Origin of the sequence: Faecalibacterium sp. An192, assembly GCF_002160175.1 — a bacterium.
Lineage (GTDB): Bacteria > Bacillota > Clostridia > Oscillospirales > Ruminococcaceae > Faecalibacterium.
Map to the genome: position 1 here is coordinate 33,443 of NZ_NFKB01000022.1, position 18,107 is coordinate 51,549.

At 62.7% G+C, this 18,107-nt stretch carries 17 protein-coding genes; 8 read left to right on the forward strand and 9 right to left on the reverse strand.

The window, feature by feature from the left end; all coding sequences use genetic code 11:
* Window positions 1–32 precede the first annotated feature (32 nt).
* Window positions 33–803, forward strand: a complete 771-nt coding sequence (gene tpiA, locus B5F27_RS08320) for a triose-phosphate isomerase (RefSeq protein ID WP_087245425.1) — start codon at window positions 33–35, stop codon at window positions 801–803.
* A 39-nt stretch (window positions 804–842) separates the two neighbouring features.
* Window positions 843–2,375, forward strand: a complete 1,533-nt coding sequence (gpmI, locus tag B5F27_RS08325) for a 2,3-bisphosphoglycerate-independent phosphoglycerate mutase (RefSeq protein ID WP_087366401.1) — start codon at window positions 843–845, stop codon at window positions 2,373–2,375.
* A 404-nt stretch (window positions 2,376–2,779) separates the two neighbouring features.
* On the opposite strand, the gene B5F27_RS08330 is transcribed toward gpmI, so the two are convergent.
* From B5F27_RS08330 to B5F27_RS16525, 6 genes are all read right to left on the reverse strand, one after another.
* Window positions 2,780–3,721, reverse strand: a complete 942-nt coding sequence (locus B5F27_RS08330) for an ATP-binding cassette domain-containing protein (protein WP_087245429.1) — start codon at window positions 3,719–3,721, stop codon at window positions 2,780–2,782.
* Entirely contained in the window at window positions 3,714–4,760 is a 1,047-nt protein-coding gene (locus tag B5F27_RS08335; protein WP_087245432.1) for an ABC transporter ATP-binding protein, read from the reverse strand. The genes B5F27_RS08330 and B5F27_RS08335 overlap by 8 nt, the downstream gene beginning before the upstream one ends.
* 22 nt (window positions 4,761–4,782) lie before the next feature.
* Complete coding sequence (locus B5F27_RS08340) at window positions 4,783–5,724, reverse strand: ABC transporter permease (protein WP_087366404.1); 942 nt, start codon at window positions 5,722–5,724, stop codon at window positions 4,783–4,785.
* Entirely contained in the window at window positions 5,724–6,674 is a 951-nt protein-coding gene (locus B5F27_RS08345; RefSeq protein WP_087245436.1) for an ABC transporter permease, read from the reverse strand. Before B5F27_RS08345 ends, B5F27_RS08340 begins: the two co-directional genes overlap by 1 nt.
* The gene (locus tag B5F27_RS08350) at window positions 6,674–8,692 is read right to left on the reverse strand and encodes an ABC transporter substrate-binding protein (protein ID WP_087366408.1); all 2,019 of its coding nucleotides are present in this window, start codon (window positions 8,690–8,692) and stop codon (window positions 6,674–6,676) included. Before B5F27_RS08350 ends, B5F27_RS08345 begins: the two co-directional genes overlap by 1 nt.
* A gap of 182 nt (window positions 8,693–8,874) precedes the next feature.
* Entirely contained in the window at window positions 8,875–9,165 is a 291-nt protein-coding gene (locus B5F27_RS16525; RefSeq protein WP_144066502.1) for a hypothetical protein, read from the reverse strand.
* On the opposite strand from B5F27_RS16525, the gene B5F27_RS08355 reads away from it, so the two are divergent.
* The 3 genes from B5F27_RS08355 to B5F27_RS08365 are packed head-to-tail and all read left to right on the forward strand — an operon-like array spanning window position 9,164 to window position 13,058.
* Window positions 9,164–9,586, forward strand: a complete 423-nt coding sequence (locus B5F27_RS08355) for a hypothetical protein (protein WP_087245439.1) — start codon at window positions 9,164–9,166, stop codon at window positions 9,584–9,586. The genes B5F27_RS16525 and B5F27_RS08355 overlap by 2 nt on opposite strands.
* An 11-nt stretch (window positions 9,587–9,597) precedes the next feature.
* Entirely contained in the window at window positions 9,598–12,174 is a 2,577-nt protein-coding gene (locus B5F27_RS08360) for a TetM/TetW/TetO/TetS family tetracycline resistance ribosomal protection protein (protein WP_087366411.1), read from the forward strand.
* A gap of 2 nt (window positions 12,175–12,176) precedes the next feature.
* Window positions 12,177–13,058 carry an NAD(P)H-hydrate dehydratase gene (locus tag B5F27_RS08365; protein ID WP_087366415.1) on the forward strand — a complete coding sequence of 294 codons (882 nt, stop codon included), beginning with the start codon at window positions 12,177–12,179 and terminating at the stop codon, window positions 13,056–13,058.
* A gap of 42 nt (window positions 13,059–13,100) precedes the next feature.
* Here the strand turns inward: B5F27_RS08365 and B5F27_RS08370 are convergent, their stop codons facing one another.
* The gene (locus B5F27_RS08370) at window positions 13,101–13,562 is read right to left on the reverse strand and encodes a methylated-DNA--[protein]-cysteine S-methyltransferase (RefSeq protein ID WP_087366420.1); all 462 of its coding nucleotides are present in this window, start codon (window positions 13,560–13,562) and stop codon (window positions 13,101–13,103) included.
* A gap of 80 nt (window positions 13,563–13,642) precedes the next feature.
* Between B5F27_RS08370 and B5F27_RS08375 the strand changes: the two genes are divergently transcribed.
* The 3 genes from B5F27_RS08375 to B5F27_RS08385 all read left to right on the forward strand — a co-directional run bounded on the left by B5F27_RS08375 (window position 13,643) and on the right by B5F27_RS08385 (window position 16,129).
* Complete coding sequence (locus B5F27_RS08375; protein ID WP_087366423.1) at window positions 13,643–14,380, forward strand: NAD-dependent protein deacylase; 738 nt, start codon at window positions 13,643–13,645, stop codon at window positions 14,378–14,380.
* Between the two features lie 75 nt (window positions 14,381–14,455).
* A complete protein-coding gene (locus tag B5F27_RS08380) occupies window positions 14,456–15,082 on the forward strand; it encodes a hypothetical protein (protein WP_087366427.1) in 627 nt (208 codons plus the stop codon).
* Window positions 15,083–15,166: 84 nt separating this feature from the next.
* The gene (locus B5F27_RS08385; RefSeq protein ID WP_087366430.1) at window positions 15,167–16,129 is read left to right on the forward strand and encodes a D-2-hydroxyacid dehydrogenase; all 963 of its coding nucleotides are present in this window, start codon (window positions 15,167–15,169) and stop codon (window positions 16,127–16,129) included.
* A gap of 89 nt (window positions 16,130–16,218) precedes the next feature.
* Here the strand turns inward: B5F27_RS08385 and B5F27_RS08390 are convergent, their stop codons facing one another.
* The gene (locus B5F27_RS08390; RefSeq protein WP_087366433.1) at window positions 16,219–17,406 is read right to left on the reverse strand and encodes a hypothetical protein; all 1,188 of its coding nucleotides are present in this window, start codon (window positions 17,404–17,406) and stop codon (window positions 16,219–16,221) included.
* A 3-nt stretch (window positions 17,407–17,409) separates the two neighbouring features.
* On the reverse strand, window positions 17,410–17,895 hold the full coding sequence (locus B5F27_RS08395; RefSeq protein WP_087245454.1) for an RNA polymerase sigma factor: 486 nt from the start codon (window positions 17,893–17,895) through the stop codon (window positions 17,410–17,412).
* Window positions 17,896–18,107 lie beyond the last annotated feature (212 nt).

Here is an 18,107-nt window from a genome sequence, read left to right on the forward strand (position 1 = left end):
CCGACCCTGGGAAAGACAAGGAGAATACGATTATGGATAAGGCAAAGCGCAAGGCTATCATTGCCGGCAACTGGAAGATGAACAAGACCGCCACCGAGGCTGCTCAGCTGATCGACGAGCTGATCCCCGCCGTCAAGGATGCCACCTGCGAGGTGGTCATCTGCACCCCCTTCACCGACCTGGTGACCGCCGTGGCCAAGACCAAGGGCACCAACATCCACGTGGGCGCCGAGAACGTCCACTTTGAGAAGTCGGGCGCCTTCACCGGCGAGATCAGCGCCGACATGCTGGTGGACCTGGGCGTGGAGTACGTCATCGTGGGCCACAGCGAGCGCCGTCAGTACTTCGCAGAGACCGACCAGACCGTCAACAAGCGCACCCTGGCCGCTCTGAACGCCGGCCTGAAGGTCATCGTCTGCGTGGGCGAGAGCCTGCAGCAGCGCGAGGAGGGCGTCACCGAGGAGCTGGTCCGTATGCAGACCAAGATCGCTCTGCGTGACGTTACCGCCGAGCAGATGGCTAACGTGGTCATCGCCTACGAGCCCGTCTGGGCCATCGGCACCGGCAAGACCGCTACCTCGGACCAGGCCGAGGAGGTCTGCGCCCAGATCCGCAAGGTCATCGGCGAGCTGTACGGCGAGGCCGTGGCTGAGGCTACCACCGTCCAGTACGGCGGCAGCATGAACGCCAAGAACTGCGAGGAGCTGGTCAGCAAGAAGAACGTGGACGGCGGCCTGATCGGCGGCGCCTCCCTGAAGGCTGCCGACTTTGCAGTGATTGTCAACGCTGCTTCCAAGGGCTGAGCCCCGGACAAATCAATAGAAACTGAGGAAGAAAAAACTATGGCAAAGAAACCCATGATGCTCTGCATCCTTGACGGCTTCGGCTGGGTGCCGGACGAAGTGGATGGCAACGCCATCGTCGCCGCCAAGACTCCCTATATCGACCACCTGTTTGCCACCTGCCCCAACGTCACCATCGGCGCATCGGGCATGAGCGTCGGCCTGCCCGACGGTCAGATGGGCAACTCGGAGGTGGGCCACACCAACATTGGCGCCGGCCGCATCGTCTACCAGCAGCTGACTCTCATCACCAAGTCCATCCGTGACGGTGAGATGCAGAAGAACGACGTCCTGGTCCGCAACATGAAGGCCGCCATCGACGCCGGCAAGGCCATCCACTTCATGGGCCTGATGGGCACCGGCGGCGTTCACAGCCACGAGGAGCACCTGTTCGGCCTGCTGGAGATGGCTAAGGCCATGGGCGCCAAGGACGTCTATGTCCACGCCATCATGGACGGCCGTGACACCGACCCCCACGACGGTGAGGGCTTCCTGCAGAACGTCCAGAACGAGCTGGACAAGCTGGGCATCGGCAAGATTGCCACCGTCACCGGCCGCTACTACGCCATGGACCGCGACAAGAACTGGGATCGCGAGGAGAAGGCCTACGCTGCCTTCGTCTACGGCGAGGGCGAGAAGGCCAACGGCTGGAAGGAATGCATCGAGCGCAGCTACGCCAACGGCGTGACCGACGAGTTTGTGGTGCCCTGCGTCACCTGCGAGGGCGGCCGCGTCTCGGAGGGCGACACCGTGGTGTTCATCAACTTCCGCCCCGACCGTGCCCGCCAGATGACCCGCATCTTTGTGGACGACGCCTTCGACGGCTTTGAGCGCCGCTATGGCCGGTTCCCGGTGCACTACGTCTGCATGACCGAGTACGACGCCACCATGCCCAACTGCGAGGTGGCTTATCCTCCCGTGGACCTGACCAACGTCATGGGCCAGTATATCTCCGACCTGGGCATGACCCAGCTGCGCATCGCCGAGACCGAGAAGTACGCTCACGTCACCTTCTTCTACAACGGCGGCCGCGAGGAGCCCTTTGCCGGCGAGGATCGCTGCGTGATCCCCAGTCCCAAGGTGGCTACCTACGACCTGAAGCCCGAGATGAGCGCCCCCGAGGTTGCCGAGGAGTGCGTCAAGCGGATTGAGAGCGGCAAGTACGACGTCATCATCCTGAACTTCGCCAACTGCGACATGGTGGGCCACACCGGCGTCTTTGATGCCGCTGTCAAGGCTGTGGAGGCCGTGGACCAGTGTGCAGGCAAGGTCATCGACGCAGTTCTGGCCGCCGGCGGCAAGGTCATCCTCACCGCCGACCACGGCAACGCCGACAAGATGAAGAACCCCGACGGCACCCCCTTCACCGCCCACACCACCAACCCGGTGCCCTGTGTGGTGATCGGCGCCGGCAACGACTTCACCCTCCGGGAGGGCGGCGTCCTGAGCGATCTGGTTCCCACCATGTTTGAGCTGATGGGCATTCCTCAGCCCAAGGAAATGACCGGCAAGAGCCTGATCGTCCGGAACTGATAAAGTCTCCCGCATCCCCGCATAAAATACAGCACAGAGCCCCGCAGGCCTGCGTCCAGCGACGCACCGCCCGCGGGGCTCTTTTGTGCTTGGTGAGAAGGTTCCGCCCGCAGGGCAGGGGACCGCCCGGGGTCAAAACCTGCCAGGCAGAGCCTGCATTGCAGCAGACGAAAGTATCAAGGGGAAGGGAAGCCTTCGCACAGCGCCTCCTGGGGGCGTCCTGCGCTCTTTGCCCCGGCCCCGGAAAAAGTTTATGCCCTCCCGCAAAAAAACTCTGTAGGGCCTCCATTGGCCCCCATGAGGGAGGCGCCCGCCGCAGCACAGCAAAAACCCCGCAGCTCCCGGTGAATACCGGAGGCCGCGGGGTCTTTTTGTGCTTATGAGGCTTTCAGGGGGCAGGGGAATCAGCGGGTAGCTTCATACTCCTTGCGGTAACCCTCCAGCTCCTTCTCGTTGCCGTAGACGAAGTGACCATTGGCAATTTCCTGCCAAACGGGCTTGTCGGTGCTGTAGTCGTGAATCGACGGATCATACACCAGCAGCTTTTTCTTCTTCTCCAGGCTGGGGTCCGGGATGGGCACAGCCGACAACAGGGCTTTGGTGTAGGGGTGCAGCGGATGACGGAACAGTTCTTCCGTCTCGGCCAGCTCCACGATACGGCCCTTGCTGATGACGGCGATGCGGTCCGAGATGAACCGGACCACCGACAGGTCGTGGGCGATGAACAGGTAGGTCAGCCCGCGGGACGCCTTGAGGTTGTTCAGCAGGTTGAGCACCTGAGCACGGATCGACACGTCCAGCGCCGAGATGGGTTCGTCTGCCACGATGAACTCAGGCTCCATGATCAGAGCACGGGCAATGCCGATGCGCTGGCGCTGGCCGCCCGAGAACTCGTGGGGGAAACGGGATGCAAACTCAGGCAGCAGGCCCACCTCGTGCAGGGCAGCCATGACCTTTTCATGCAGGTCATTCTGGTCCTTGTACAGGTGGAAGTTCAGCAGGCCCTCGGCAATGATATACTCCACCTTGGCGCGCTCGTTCAGCGAGGCCATGGGGTCCTGGAAGATCATCTGGCATTTGCGGATGACTTCCTGGTCCAGCTCCTTGGGGATCTTGCCGTTGATCTTGCGGCCCTTGAACAGGATGTCGCCGGCCGAAGTGGGATTGATGCGGGTGATGGCGCGACCGATGGTGGTCTTGCCCGAGCCGCTCTCACCCACCAGGGAGAAGGTCTCGCCCTTGTAGATGTCGAAGTTGACGTGGTCAACGGCCACGAACTTCTTGCGCCCCGAGCCGAAGGAGATCTGGAGGTCCTTGATCTCAATGAGCTTTTCTCTCTCAGCCATTGGTGTGGTCCTCCATCATTTTCTTGCGCAGGTTCTGGATCGAGTGGGGACGCTCCACTTTGGGGGCCCGGGGATCCAGATACCAGGTCTTGGCGGCGTGGGTGGGCGAAACCTCAAAGAAGGGAGGCTCCTTGACAAAGTCGATGGCCAGAGCCTTCTTGTTCCGGGGTGCGAAGGCATCGCCGTGAATCTCGTTGAAGAGGTTCGGCGGGGTGCCGTCGATGGTGGGCAGAGCCTCGCCCTTGACGCCCAGCTGCGGCAGAGCCTGCAGCAGAGCCCAGGTGTAGGGGTGCCATGCGTCGTAGAAGATCTCCTCCACGGTGCCGTACTCCACAATCTGGCCGGCGTACATGACGGCCACACGGTCGGCCACGTTGGCCACAACGCCCAGGTCATGGGTGATATAGATGACCGACATGCCCAGATCCTTCTGCAGATCACGGATCAGCTGCAGGATCTGCGCCTGAATCGTCACGTCCAGCGCGGTGGTGGGCTCGTCGCAGATCAGGACCTGCGGCTTGCAGGCGGCGGCGATGGCGATGACCACGCGCTGCCGCATGCCGCCCGAAAACTCATGGGGGTACTGATTGTACCGGCGCTCGGGGTCGGGGATGCCGACTTTGCCCAGCATCTCGATGGCGGCCTTCTTGGCGGCTTCGCCCTTCAGGCCCTGGTGCAGCTCGATGCTCTCCTGAATCTGCTTGCCGATTTTCTTCAGCGGGTTCAGGCTGGTCATCGGGTCCTGCATGACCATCGAAATTTTCTTGCCGCGGATATTCAGCCATTCCTTTTCGGTGAACTTGGCCATATCGCGGTCTTCAAACATGATGCTGCCGCCGGTGATCTTGCCGTTGGCGTCCAGCATGCCCACAAAGGTCTTGGTAAAGACCGATTTGCCCGAGCCGCTCTCGCCCACGATGGCGAGGGTCTCGCCTTCGTACAGGTCCAGGGAGCACTTGCGGATAGCCTTCAGCGTCCGGCCGCGCAGGCTGAACTGAATCTCCACGTCACGGGCAGAGATAATCGCTTTTTTATCCATTGTTGTTTATCTCTCCCATCTGTTAAACGTGATTGCGCGGGTCGGCTGCGTCCGAGAATGCGTTGCCCATGATATAGAAGGAAACCGAGATGATGGACACGATGGACGCGGGGAAGATCAGCAGGTACGGATAATCCAGGAAGAAGGTGCGAACCTTTGCCAGCAACAGGCCCAGCGACGGGGTCTCGATGCCCAGGCCCAGGCCCAGATAGGACAGGGTGGACTCCATGTTGATGGTGTAAGGGATGTTCAGCGCCGTCTGCAGGATGATGACCGACACCAGGTAGGGCAGGATGTTCTTGGTCAGAACACGCCACAGCGGGGTACCCAGGCACCGGGAAGCCAGGTTGTACTCCCGGTCACGGTACATAAACACCATGTTGCGCACCCGGCGCGCCGTCTGGAACCAGCCGATGAAGATCATGGACACAGCCATGATGGTGAAGCTCTGGCCCACCATCAGGGCGATCAGGGTCATATAGATGATATAGGGAATGCTGTCGAACAGGTTGTAAATTTCGGTGAACAACCGGTCCAGCTTGCGCACATAACCCCAGATCAGACCGAAGATGACGCCCACAATGCACTCGCCGGTGGCCACGACCAGGGCCAGGCGGATGGAAATCTGGGTGGCGTACCACACCTGGCACCAGTAGTCACGGCCCAGGTTGTCGGTACCAAACCAGAACTCCGAGTTGGGTTTGGTGAAAGCCGGCGCAGTGTCCGGGATCAGAGTGGCGTAGTCGTACTTGCCGATGGCCAGTGCGATGAAGGAGAACACCACCAGAGCCAGGAACAGGATCAGGAAAAACACTGCAACCTTGTTTTTCAGAAAGTTGCGGAACACCGAGCCCCAGTAGGAATAGTTGGAGTAACCGATGCGCTCGGCCTCTTCGGGCGAGTACTCCACGACGTAAAACAGTTCGTCGTCGGTCTTGCCCGCAAAATCCGATGCTTTTGCCATCAGCGGTTGCCCCCTTTCTCTGCGATGGTGATGCGCGGGTCAACGAGCATCATCAGAATGTCGCCAAGGAAGATGCCCACGATGCTCAGCGCGGCGTAGAACATGACCAGAGTCTGGACGACGCTGGTGTCGTACCGCTGGATGGCATCGGTCAGCAGGGGACCCATGCCGGGAACGGAGAAGAACCGCTCCATCAGCAGCGAACCGCTGATGGTCAGCAGCAGGGACTGAGGCATGAACTGGACCATGGGCACCAGTGCGTTGCGCAGCACGTGGCGGAACATGATCTGGCTGTAGCTCAGGCCCTTGACCTTGGCCAGTTTGATATAGTCACGGGTCAGCTCGTCCACCATATAGCGGCGCATCCACAGCGCATAGCTGGCCGTGGAAGCCATGGATAGACAGATGACCGGCAGCACGCTGGACGGCCCCAAGTTTCGGGTGGAGTACAGCGTGGGCATGCCAAACACCGTGGAGCCGATGACCAGCACCAGGGAGTACATGACCAGCGCCGGGACGGCGTTCACCAGGACGGTGTACACCGTGCCCAGCCAGTCCACAAACTTGCCCTTGAAAGCGGCCTGCGCCACACCAATGATGATGCCGCAGACCCAGGAAATGCAGAATGCGATTGCGCCCAGACGCAGGGAAACGCCCAACCGGTCGCCGATGACACGGGTGACAGCGATGCCGCTTTGAATTCTCCGCGAGGTACCGAAGTCCAGGTGGAGTAACTGCCCATAAAAGCGGACCAGCTGTTCCCCGATGGGGTCCAGAAGACCGGCGGCTTCCAGTGCTGCGTTCTTCTGCTCCGGGGTGAACTTCATCAACTGGTCTTCAGTGAAGTAGTAGTCCGTGGGCAGCATCCGCAGCAGCAGGAAGACGACGGTAACGGCGATCAGAATGGTGATAAACGACTGAAACAGCCGTTTAGCGGTGTATTTCAGCATTAAGCCTTCATGGCTGCCTCATAAGCAGCCGCGAGTTCTTCATACTGCTCCGTGGTATAGGCTTCCTCGGAGGTCTCCCAGTCAACGTACTTGTAGTTGCAGATGCCGTACATAGCGTTGATCTTGGAGTAATCGTTGACGTGAGTCAGGCAGAGCAGAACTTCGTACTGAGCCGGCATGGTCAGGCAGTTCTCCAGCATATAAGCCTCGGCGGTAGCAAAGGCCTCGTAGCGGGCGTCGATGTCGTCGACGATGGCGTCAGCCTCGCGGACCAGGCGCTCAAACTCCTGATAGGTGGCGATCAGGTCAGCCTGCCAGTCGGCGGGGCCTTCCTTAAAGACCTTGGCGATATAGCTGTAGTTCCAGCTGTAGTAAGCGTTGTCGTCGGTCAGAATCTCCTGGCCCAGGAAGTTGATGGGATCGCCGAAGTCAGCGCCCCAGCCGTTCTGGATATAGCTGTGACGGTGAGCGTTGACGACCTCCTTGGTGACGCTGGAGACGTACTCGCCCACATCCAGGACGATGAAGTCGTCGCCGAAGCAGTCGGTGAAGGCCTGCTTCATGACGGCAGCGCTGTCCTGAGCGGAGGTGTTGCCGGACAGGATATAGTTCCAGCAGTGGACAGGGAAGGTGACGCCGATGGCGCTCAGCTCCTCCATGGCCTGCTTCTTCAGAGCGGAGATGTCGCCGCCGTTGTCGCGCAGACGGATCATGGTCTCGCCGTCGTACTCGCCGTAGCCCATCTTCTTGCCCACCAGGCTGGTGTACTCAACACCCTGGGTGTTGTAGCAGACGCCGCGCATGGTGTAGTAGTCGTTCTCGCACTTCAGGGGGTTGATGGGGTTGGTACGGGCGTAGTAACGGGTCAGATCCAGGCCCTGCATGAAGCACTTACGGAAAGCGGTGTTGGCGATGGCCTTGTTCCAGTTGTCGTCGGGAGTGCCGTCGTCGTTGAAGCGCTGATAGTTGAAGTGGAACTGATAGCTGAACTTCTTGGGCTGGCGCTCGCACAGCTGGTGGTTGAACTCGTTGCTGGAGTCGTTCTGGATCTGGGTCACGGTGGACTCGGTCAGCTCGATCTCGTCCAGCTCACGGTTCTGGTACAGCTGGTAGCCGGTGACCATATCGGTCAGCATGGTGACGACCACGCGCTCGAAGCGGCTGTGGTCGTTGGCGCCGTACCAGTTGGGGTTGGGGATGAAGCTCTTGGTGTTGGACTGAACGAACTCCTCGATCAGGTACGGACCGCAGTACCACATCTCAGCGTAGGTGGCGGCGCGGAAGCCCTCGATGCCCAGCTCGTTGATCAGTTCCTCCGAAGCGGGGTAGAAGCAGACATAGCCTGCAACGGTGTCGAAGTAGGGGCAGGGATTCTTGCAGGTGAAGACCAGGGTGTAATCGTCCGGAGCCTCAATGCCCACGCCGTGGTCCAGCATGTCCTGATAGGTCAGGTCAGCAGCGGCATCGCCCTGCTCCACGGTGTACTCATAGTACTCCTCAGCGCCTGCGATGGTCTGCAGGGGCATGGAGGTGTTGAAAGCGGAGTTCTTGAACTGGTTCAGAACCCACTCGGAGCCCACCAGGAAGTCCTTGGAAGTGATGTGGCCCTTGACCTCACCGTTGACGTCGCACCAATCCACATCCTCGCGCAGGTGGAAGGTCCAGACGGAAGCGTCCTCGTTGTGCTCCCAGCTCTCGGCGATGGCGGCCACGGGCTTGCCGTAGCAGTCGGCGCTCAGCAGGCCGTCCACACAGTTGGTCAGGACGTTGAAGTCGGAAGCGTTCTGGCTGTACAGGACGTTCCAGCTCTCGATCTCACGGACGTTGGACTCGTAGCTGTACACCTCAGTCAGGCCGCCGGTGGTGGCAGTGCTGCCCGAAGCAGCGCCCGAGGTGCTGCCCGAAGCAGTGGAGCTGGAGCTGCCGCATGCGGCCAGCAGACCAGCGGCGCCCACAGCGCCTGCGCCCTTCAAAAAGGAGCGGCGGCTAAATGCATGAGGTTCATAGTTTGCGTTCATGTGTTGTATCCTCCCTGTTATTCTTCGTGTCACGGCAAGAGTTGCAGATTTTGCCTGTTCCCATTCCTGCGGCGGCTGCAGAGTCAGTGTATTGCCAACGAATACAAAAAGGCCCAAATACAGACCTCAGCGTCTGTATCTGTGCCCCGCCGCAGAATCCTTAACACACAGGTATTCTACCATCATAAAGGGCGGATGTCAAGAAAACAGGCGGCGCTCAAGCCAACAAATTGCCCCTTCAGGGCGAAAAAGAGTGAAAAAAAGGTGAAAATGAGTGAGCTGCTTTCATCTTGCACCTGTAAAATGTGCAAAAGAATCGTGCTTGATGCACGAGGACAAAATGTGCGCCCGCGGCGCACAGGACGGCGAGTGACTATCTTTTTGGCGCAAAACGTGTTACAATACAGACATTGCCGCTGTGGTGCAGGCCATTGCCCGGGCTGCAAAACCAAGGATGAGGTACGATTGGTCATGAAGAAACTTTTTTCCATTTATAAAAAGGATATGTTCCGCGCGATCCTGTATAAAACGGTGACACGCGCATCCGTCGCCCTGTGCGTCTGCCTGCTGTGGGAACGTTTTTTAAGCGACGGACACTTCACCATCTGGGAAGCCCCCTGCCTGGCGGTGGGGGCGATCTTCCTGGGGTGGGCCTGGCTCAGCTACCTGCGGCTGGACGGGGTCCGGGTTCCCTTCCTGGACCGGGACAAGCTGTCGTCGGAACGCGGACAGCGCCGCAGCCACGCCAGCCACACCATGGCGGACTTTGCCGACGAGAAGATCGTCTCCTTTGACGAGCTGTCCCCGGAGGAAAAGTCCTTTTGCAGCATGCTGTCCAGCCTGATCCTGGGGGTCCCCATGACCGCCATCGGGCTTCTGGCCGGCGTTCTGTGAGGAGGGCGGCCATGGCAGACAAGACAAAGCGCCTGGTGGTGGGGGTGCTGGCCCACGTGGACTCGGGCAAGACCACCCTGTCCGAGGCCATGCTCTACCGGGCCGGGGCCATCCGCAAACTGGGCCGTGTGGATCACCGGGACGCCTTCCTGGACACCGACAGCCTGGAGCGGGCCCGGGGCATCACGATTTTTTCCAAACAGGCCCTGTTCGAGACTGAAAACGCCCGCATCACCTGGCTGGATACGCCGGGCCACGTGGATTTCTCGGCGGAGGCCGAGCGCACGGTCCAGGTGCTGGACTATGCGGTGCTGGTCATCAGCGGCCCCGACGGGGTCCAGAGCCACACCGAGACCATCTGGTCCCTGCTGCGGCGGTGCCGGGTGCCTACCTTCCTCTTTATAAATAAGATGGACCTGCCCGGCCCCGGCCGGGATGCCCTGCTGGACCAGCTGCGCCGGCGGCTGGGGGAGGGCTTTGTGGATTTCGGCGCCGATGAGGATCAGTGCAATGAGGCCCTGGCCCTCTGCGATGAACATTTGATGGACGCCTACCTGGCCGGGGAACCCCTGGCCGAAACCGACATCGTCACTGCCATTGCCCGGCGGCACGTCTTTCCCTGCTGGTTCGGCTCAGCCCTCAAGGTGGATGGGGTGGACGCCCTGCTGGAAGGCCTGGACCGTTGGACCCGGCCTGCCCCGGCAGGAGAACACTTCGGGGCCAAGGTGTTCAAGGTCTCCCAGGACGACCAGGGAGCCCGCCTCACCTGGCTGCGGGTTACCGGCGGCGTCCTGAAAGTCAAGGATACCCTGTCCGGCGGCCCCGAGGGAGAGGGCTGGTCCGCCAAGGCCGACCAGCTGCGGCTGTATTCGGGAGCCAAGTATACCCTGGCCAATGAGGTGGTTCCCGGCCAGGTCTGCGCCGTCACCGGCCTCACCGGGGCCAAGCCCGGAGAGGGTCTGGGGGCCGAGCGGGACGCCGGGGACCCCCTGCTGGAACCGGTCCTCACCTACCAGGTGATTTTGCCCCAGGGGGCGGACGTTCATACCGCCCTGGCCAACCTCCGCCGCATCGAGGAGGAAGAACCCGAGCTCCATGTGGTGTGGGATGAGACCCTGGGCCAGATTCACATTCGGCTGATGGGTGAAATTCAGCTGGAAGTGCTGCAGAGCCTGCTGTCCCGCCGGTTCGGGCTGGACGTCACTTTCGGTGAGGGCGGCATCCTTTATAAAGAGACCATTGCCGAGGCGGTGGAGGGAGTGGGCCACTATGAGCCCCTGCGCCACTATGCCGAAGTGCATTTGAAGATGGAGCCCCTGCCCCCGGGCAGCGGCATCCAGTACGATATCGACTGCCGGGAGGAAGTTCTGGCCCGGAACTGGCAGCGGCTGGTCATCGCCAACCTGGAGGAAAAGGAGCACCGGGGCATCCTCACCGGCGCGCCCCTCACCGACGTGAAAATCACCCTCATCGCCGGCCGGGCCCACCTCAAGCACACCGAGGGCGGCGACTTCCGCCAGGCGGCGCTGCGGGCGGTGCGCCAGGGCCTGATGATGACCAAAAACGTCCTGCTGGAGCCCTGGTATCACTTCCGGCTGGAACTGCCCGCCCAGAACCTGGGCCGGGCCATGAACGACATCCAGCAGATGGAGGGAACCTTCGGTCCCGCCGACCAGGAAGGAGAGATTGCCATTCTGGAAGGTTCGGCGCCGGTCAGCGGCCTGCGGGGCTATCCCCGGGAGCTGGCAGGCTATACCCATGGCCGGGGCCGCCTGACTCTCACCCCCGACAGCTACCGCCCCTGCCGCAACGCCGCCGATCTCATCGCCGCGTCGGGCTATGACCCCGAGCGGGACCTGGAAAACCCCGCCGACTCGGTGTTCTGCGCCCACGGCGCCGGTTATGTGGTGCCCTGGGACAAGGTGCGGGAGCATATGCACGTGGAAAGCGGCTGGGGCAAGGCCAAGCCTGCCCGGGCCGAGGACCCGCAGCCGGTGCGGCGGGCGGCGGCCTTCCGGGCCTCCCTGGAAAACGACGCCGAGCTGATGAAGATTTTCGAGCAGACCTATGGTCCCATCAAGCGGGACCCTCTGGCGGCCTTCCGCCCGGTCAAGAACGACCGGCCCGATTTCAACGCCGAACAGTGGAAGGTGCTGCCGGAATATCTGCTGGTGGACGGCTACAATATTATTTTTGTCTGGGATGACCTGTCCGCCCTGGCCAGGGACAACCTGGCCTCGGCCCGCCAAAAGCTGATGGACATTCTGTGCAACTATCAGGGATTCAAGCAGTGCGTGCTGATCCTGGTGTTTGACGCCTACCGGGTGCCGGGCAGCCCCGGCTCCATCGAGCAGTACCACAACATCCATGTGGTCTACACCCGGGAGGCCGAGACGGCGGATATGTTCATCGAGCGGGTTACCCATGAGATCGGCCGGGAGCGCCGGGTCCGGGTGGCCACCTCGGACGGCATGGAACAGGTGATTATCCTGGGCCACGGGGCGTACCGGCTGTCGGCCCGTCAGTTCCGGGAGGAAGTGGACGAGGTGGAGCGGGAGATCCGCGCCCTGATCCGTCAGGAGGAGTGACCATGGAGCATCTTTGTGAGGAATTCGTCTTTTCCTGCATCGCCCCCCGGGCGCAGGAGAGCCATAAGGGCAGCTACGGTCACCTGCTGGAGGTGGCAGGCAGCCGCCGCTATCGGGGCGCCGCCGGCCTGGCCGCTGAGGGCGCCCTGCGCACCGGCGCAGGTATTGTAACCCTGGCGTCGGTGGAGCCGGTGCTGGCGGCGGTGGCCGCCCGCCTGCCCGAATGCTGCCTGCTGCCCTGTCGGGAAAGCGAGGAGGGCGGCATCCACGCCGGGGAGGCGGATAACCTGTCCCAGGCCCTTCAGAAGGCCACCGTCCTCCTGATGGGGCCCGGCATGGGCAACACCGCCCACACCCAGAGCCTGGTCCGCCGCCTGGTGGGAGAGGCCAGGGGAACGGTGGTGCTGGACGCCGACGGCCTGAACGCCGCCGCGGCTTTGATGGCAGCCGGGGAACCCCTGCCCCGCCCGGCGGGCAGCCTGATTTTGACCCCTCACCCGGGGGAGATGTCCCGCCTCACCGGCCTGACCATGGCAGAAATCGCCGCCGACCCCGCCGGGACGGCGGTGCGCTTTGCGGCCAAGTGGGGCTGCACCCTGGTGCTGAAGGGCCACCGCACCCTGATCGCCGCGCCGGATGGCCGCCTGTGGCAGAACACCACCGGCAATGCGGGCCTTTCCCGGGGCGGCAGCGGGGACGTGCTGGCGGGCATGGTCAGCGGGCTGGCGGCCTGCGGCCTGCCTGCTCCGGAGGCGGCAGCCTGTGCCGTCTGGCTCCATGGAGCCGCCGCCGACCGCACCGCCAAGCGTCTGGGCCAGTATGGGATGCTTCCCCACGACATTCTGGCCGATCTGGGCGAAATCTTCGCAGAGCATGACCGATAAAACCAACAGCGTGCCGCAGAAAAACGGCACGCTGTTTTTGCGTCAGGGCTTGGGTTGTTCCAGGGCCAGCAGGGCGGCTTTGCGGTCCAGCCCGCCGGCGTAGCCGGTGAGGCGGCCCGAGCTGCCCACCACCCGGTGGCAGGGGATGATGATGCCGATGGGGTTGCAGTGGCAGGCGCCGCCCACCGCCCGGGAAGCTTTGGGCCGGCCCACCGCCGCCGCAATCTGGCCATAGGTCCGGGTTTCGCCGTAGGGGATGGCCTGCAGCGCCTCCCACACCGCCCGCTGAAAGGCGGTGCCCTCGGGGGCCAGGGGCAGGTCAAACACCCGGCGGGAACCCGCAAAATATTCTTCCAGCTGCCGCCGGGTCTCGGCCAGCAGCGGGGTGGGGCAGGGGACTTCCTCCCCGGTGAGGGGAGCGCAGAAGTTTACCGCCGCCAGGGCGTCCCCCTCCTGAACCAGACAGAGGGGACCAAAGGGGCTGTTCCAGTGCCAGAGAACCAAAAACACCGCTTCCTTTCTGGTGAAAATATGCTATACTTTTACCATAGCACAAACCACATTGTTTGGAAAGGGGCGGTTTTATGCTCAGGGCACTGGAAGCCATCATTGCAGAAAGTAAAAACATCGTCTTTTTCGGCGGCGCAGGGGTCAGCACCGAGTCGGGCATCCCGGATTTCCGCAGCGTGGACGGGCTGTACCACCAGACCTACGACTACCCGCCCGAGACCATCCTCAGCCATACCTTCTGGGAGCAGAACCCGGAGGAATTCTATCGCTTTTACCGCAACAAGATGATTGTCCGGGGGGCCAAACCCAATGCGGCCCACCTCCGGCTGGCCAAACTGGAGCGGGAAGGCAAGCTGAAAGCGGTGGTCACCCAGAATATCGACGGACTGCATCAGGCCGCCGGCTCCCAGAAGGTCTATGAACTCCACGGCAGCGTCCTGCGGAACTACTGCGTCCGCTGCGGCAAATTCTACGATGTGGAGTTCATCGCCAATAGCACCGGGGTGCCCCGGTGCACCGACTGCGGCGGCATCGTCAAGCCCGATGTGGTGCTCTATGAGGAATGCCTGGACGAGTCCACCATGGCGGGGGCCGTTGCGGCCATCCGCCGGGCCGATACCCTCATCATCGGAGGCACCAGCCTGGTGGTCTACCCGGCGGCGGGACTGATCCGGTATTTCCAGGGCCGGCACTTGGTAGTGATCAATATGCAGCCCACCGGGGCCGACCGTTCCGCCGACCTGTGCATCGCCAAGCCTATCGGCCAGGTGCTCAGCGAGGACATTGACCTGGACGCCGCCGACACCGTCTGACAAAAAGCATCCGGTCCTCTCTGGTAAAATATCCGGTGCAGGCGTCCGGCCTGCAGGAAGGGGATCGGATTCATTATGTTGCAGCTTTGTGAGCCGGCGGTGCAGCCGCGCCGCCTTTCGGCCGAGGAATTTTGTATGCTGGCCCGGCGGGAGGCATCCAGCCTGTACCGCCCCCGCAGCGAGGTGCTGCGGATGCTGGCGGTGGGGCAGGCTTTTGGGGTCTGCGGGCCCCGCGGGGAGCCCCTGGCCGCCATGATCGAGCTGCCCCTCACCGCCGACGTGGAAGCCGCGGCGGCGCTGCGGCAGTTTCTGGGCCGTCAGGGTCTGGGCCGGGGCTCGGTGCTGGCCCCGCCGGTGGGGGACCGCAGCCTGCTGCCCGAGCTTTTGGGGGCGGCGCTGGTGCCGGCCTGCCGCCATGCGGGGGCGGGCCCGGTATGGGCGGTGCTGGAGTCCACACCCGACGCCGAGGATTTATTGCCCGCCTATCTGGATGCAGGGCTGGCCCTGCGGGCGCTGCGGCCCCTGAACGGGCTCTCGCCCTGCTGGCTGTTCAGCCGGGTGCCGGGGATGAACCGGGCTGAGCCGGTGTGGGTTCCGCTGGCGGACCGGGCGCGTCTGGCGGCTCTGCTGAGCCGGGGCTGGTCAGCGGTGGGCAGCGAAACCACCGCCGGGGCCACCACGCTGGCCCTCTGCCCGGTGTAAATCCCGGCCCAAACATAGAGGCTCAGCCCCTCCCGCGGGAGAGGCAGAACATAACAACGTATCAACAAGAGGGGAAGTCAAAAGATGAAACTGGTTATTTTGGAGAGCTACGTCATGGAGCCGGGGGACCTGGACTGGTCGGGCCTGCGGGCGCTGGTGCCGGATGTCACCGAGTACGTCCGCACCCCCTACGATCAGATTGCCCAGCGGATCGGGGACGCCGAGCTGGTGGTGCTGAACAAGTGCCGGATGGACGAGGAGATTCTGTCCAAATGCCCCAATCTGCGGTGGGTGGGGATCATTGCCACCGGCACCGACAATCTGGACCTGGAAGCCTGCCGCCGGCATGGAGTCAGCGTGGCCAACGTGCCGGCCTATTCCACCTACAGTGTGGCCCAGATGGCTTTCAGCCTGCTGCTGGCCATCTGCCAGTGCCCCGAACGGCAGGATAAAGCCCTCCGGGACGGCTATTGGCAGCTGGAAATCCCCGCCGGGTATGGCATTCTTCCCCAGGTGGAGCTGTACGGCAAGACCTTCGGCGTCTGCGGCTACGGCAACATCGGCCGCCAGACCGCCCGTCTGGCCCGGGCCTTCGGGATGGAGGTGCTGGTCTGGACCCGCACCGTCCGCCCCGAGTACGCGCAGGATGGGGTGACCTTTGTGGATCTGGATACCCTGCTGACCAAGAGCGATATCGTCAGCCTCCATTGTCCCGCCACCCCCGCCACCCGGGGCCTGGTGAATGGGGAGGCTCTGGCCAAAATGAAGCCGGGGGCCATCCTGCTGAACACCGCCCGGGGCGCCCTGGTGGATGAGGCCGCCGTGGCCCAGGCCCTGACCAGCGGACATCTGGGCTATTACGCCGCCGATGCCTTTGCGGTGGAGCCCCTGCCGGCGGACAGCCCCCTGCGCACCGCCCCCCGCGCCCTCTTTACCCCCCATGTGGCCTGGGCCACCGGCGGGGCCCTCAAGCGCCTGATGGAAATCACCGCCCGCAACCTGGAGACTTTCCTGGCCGGGGCAGGGGAGAACATCGTCAACCGTTAACCAAAAAAGCCCCGCCCGCCGCGGGAGTGCGGCAGGCAGGGCCAACAGGGAGACTTTTTGCAGCGGTCCTTTCGGGGACCGCTTTTGTGTTACAGGGTGTACATGGCGGCGTTGACCGACATGGTGTCGGGATCGCTGACCTCTTCGTCCTCCTCGTCGTCGGTGATCACATGGAAGGAGCCGGTGGCCACCGCCTGCACCGCGCTCTCCAGGGCGGACTTGCAGAAGATGGAGCCGCAGTTGAACAGGGACAGGTGCTCCAGCACATCGGCGGGGGTCAGATCATCGGTCAGGGTCACTCTGGGGCAGGCCACCAGGGTCAGACCCTCGGGGAAGGCCTCCAGCAGGTTTTTGTCCACCGTCATCTTGATCTTGTCGAACAGGGGCTTGCCCGGCAGATAAAAGACCTCTCCGTCCAGCACCGTCTCGGGAATGGCGTCCAGAGTGTCGGCCATCTCCTCGGGCAGATAGACGTCGCCCTCCACCTGCAGGTATTCCAGGTCGCTCAGGGCCTCGGCACAGTCGGGGGTCAGGTACAGGTCGCCCAGCACCACCAGGCTGTCGCCGTACCGGCGCAGGCCGGCGGCGCTGAGGGTCAGGTCGTCCTGCACCACCGAGGTGCCGTCGGGCAGCACCACCATCCGGGTGTCGGCGTCAAACAGGGGAGCCAGGCTCTCGGCCAGGGTCTCGCTGACGTAGGCCTCGGGAACCATGAAGCGGACCCCCTTGCTGGCCAGCTCGTCGCCGTCCAGCTCGCTGTCCACCGCCACCAGGCGCTTGGCGGCCCAGTACAGCCGGGGCTCAGCCCGCAGAGCGAAGGATTTGTCCAGCACGGCGTTGTTTTTCAGGATGACCGCCCCTTCCGGATAGGTGTAGAGCTTGCCGTTGATGGAGGCCTTGCTGGCCAGGACGGTGGCCAGGAAGTCGGGGCAGTAGACGGTGCCGTTGATGGTCATGCCCATATACTGGCGCAGGGCGTCCCCGGCGTCGGGAGTGATGGTCATGGTGCCGTTGATGAGCAGATACTGGCGGCCGTTGGGGGTGTTGCGGCCGGTGAAGGTGGTCTTGCCGTTGATGGTGTTGAGGGTGGTCTCGTCGTCCAGGTCGATGCTCTTGGAGCAGTTGATCCGGACGTTGTGGCGGGACATCATGGCCCGGGCGTTGGGGCTGGTGATGAACAGGGCCCCGTTGATGTCGATGGATTCAAAGTTGGCCAGGGTTTCCTCCTGGACCTTGCGGGCGTCGCAGACAGCAGCATTGATGTTCAGCTTTTTCATGATTTATTCCTCCTCAAGTGAATCTTGCAGCGTTTTTCGGATGCGGTGGAGACGGGTGCGGATGGTGGCAGCGGGCTGGCCGGTGATACGGGCCAGCTCGGCGGCGGTGTACCCTGCATCGTACCGCAGGGTGAACAGGGCGCGGTCGCTGTCGGCCAGATGGGCCAGCAGGCTGGCCAGCTCCACCTGACCCATGGCGGATAAAGCGGTATCGTCGGCCGGCTCCTCGCCGGGGGGCGGGGCAAACTGTTCCAGCAGCTCCTGCTCTTTGGCCGAACGGCGGACGCTGTCGCAGAACAGATTGTGGGCTGTCTCAAACAGCCAGCTTTTCAGCTGGGGCGCGCTCAGGGTGCTCAGCAGGTCCTGGTGGCCTAGCGCCCGGAGAAAGGTCTCCTGGGCCAGATCTTCGGCCCGGTCCTCGTCGCGGGTCATCCGGCAGCAGAACCGGACCAGCTTGTCCCAGAAGTCATCGTATAATGTTTCCCACACGGGCGGTTTCACCTCCTGTCCAGGCTGTCTGCCTGTTCCTGGCCGCCTTCTGTCTGTAGGACGAACGGCAGGGGCAAAGTGTTTCACGGAAAAGAAAAAATTTCAAATAAATATCCCCCGGCATAGCCGGGGGTTTTTCATATGCGGGCATAGCCCTAGAATACTAGCCACGCGTCACGTCGCGTAAGTACGGTCTGCCAGCCGCGAAGGAT

Coding starts and splice junctions, on each gene's coding strand:
- B5F27_RS08340 (WP_087366404.1), bottom strand. CDS start 5,724: ATGGCAAAAGCATCGGATTTTGCGGGCAAGACCGACGACGAACTGTTT.
- B5F27_RS08365 (WP_087366415.1), top strand. CDS start 12,177: ATGGAGCATCTTTGTGAGGAATTCGTCTTTTCCTGCATCGCCCCCCGG.
- B5F27_RS08355 (WP_087245439.1), top strand. CDS start 9,164: ATGAAGAAACTTTTTTCCATTTATAAAAAGGATATGTTCCGCGCGATC.
- B5F27_RS08385 (WP_087366430.1), top strand. CDS start 15,167: ATGAAACTGGTTATTTTGGAGAGCTACGTCATGGAGCCGGGGGACCTG.
- B5F27_RS08375 (WP_087366423.1), top strand. CDS start 13,643: ATGCTCAGGGCACTGGAAGCCATCATTGCAGAAAGTAAAAACATCGTC.
- B5F27_RS08360 (WP_087366411.1), top strand. CDS start 9,598: ATGGCAGACAAGACAAAGCGCCTGGTGGTGGGGGTGCTGGCCCACGTG.
- B5F27_RS08390 (WP_087366433.1), bottom strand. CDS start 17,406: ATGAAAAAGCTGAACATCAATGCTGCTGTCTGCGACGCCCGCAAGGTC.
- B5F27_RS08380 (WP_087366427.1), top strand. CDS start 14,456: ATGTTGCAGCTTTGTGAGCCGGCGGTGCAGCCGCGCCGCCTTTCGGCC.
- gpmI (WP_087366401.1), top strand. CDS start 843: ATGGCAAAGAAACCCATGATGCTCTGCATCCTTGACGGCTTCGGCTGG.
- B5F27_RS08335 (WP_087245432.1), bottom strand. CDS start 4,760: ATGGATAAAAAAGCGATTATCTCTGCCCGTGACGTGGAGATTCAGTTC.
- B5F27_RS08345 (WP_087245436.1), bottom strand. CDS start 6,674: ATGCTGAAATACACCGCTAAACGGCTGTTTCAGTCGTTTATCACCATT.
- B5F27_RS08350 (WP_087366408.1), bottom strand. CDS start 8,692: ATGAACGCAAACTATGAACCTCATGCATTTAGCCGCCGCTCCTTTTTG.
- B5F27_RS08330 (WP_087245429.1), bottom strand. CDS start 3,721: ATGGCTGAGAGAGAAAAGCTCATTGAGATCAAGGACCTCCAGATCTCC.
- tpiA (WP_087245425.1), top strand. CDS start 33: ATGGATAAGGCAAAGCGCAAGGCTATCATTGCCGGCAACTGGAAGATG.
- B5F27_RS16525 (WP_144066502.1), bottom strand. CDS start 9,165: ATGACCAATCGTACCTCATCCTTGGTTTTGCAGCCCGGGCAATGGCCT.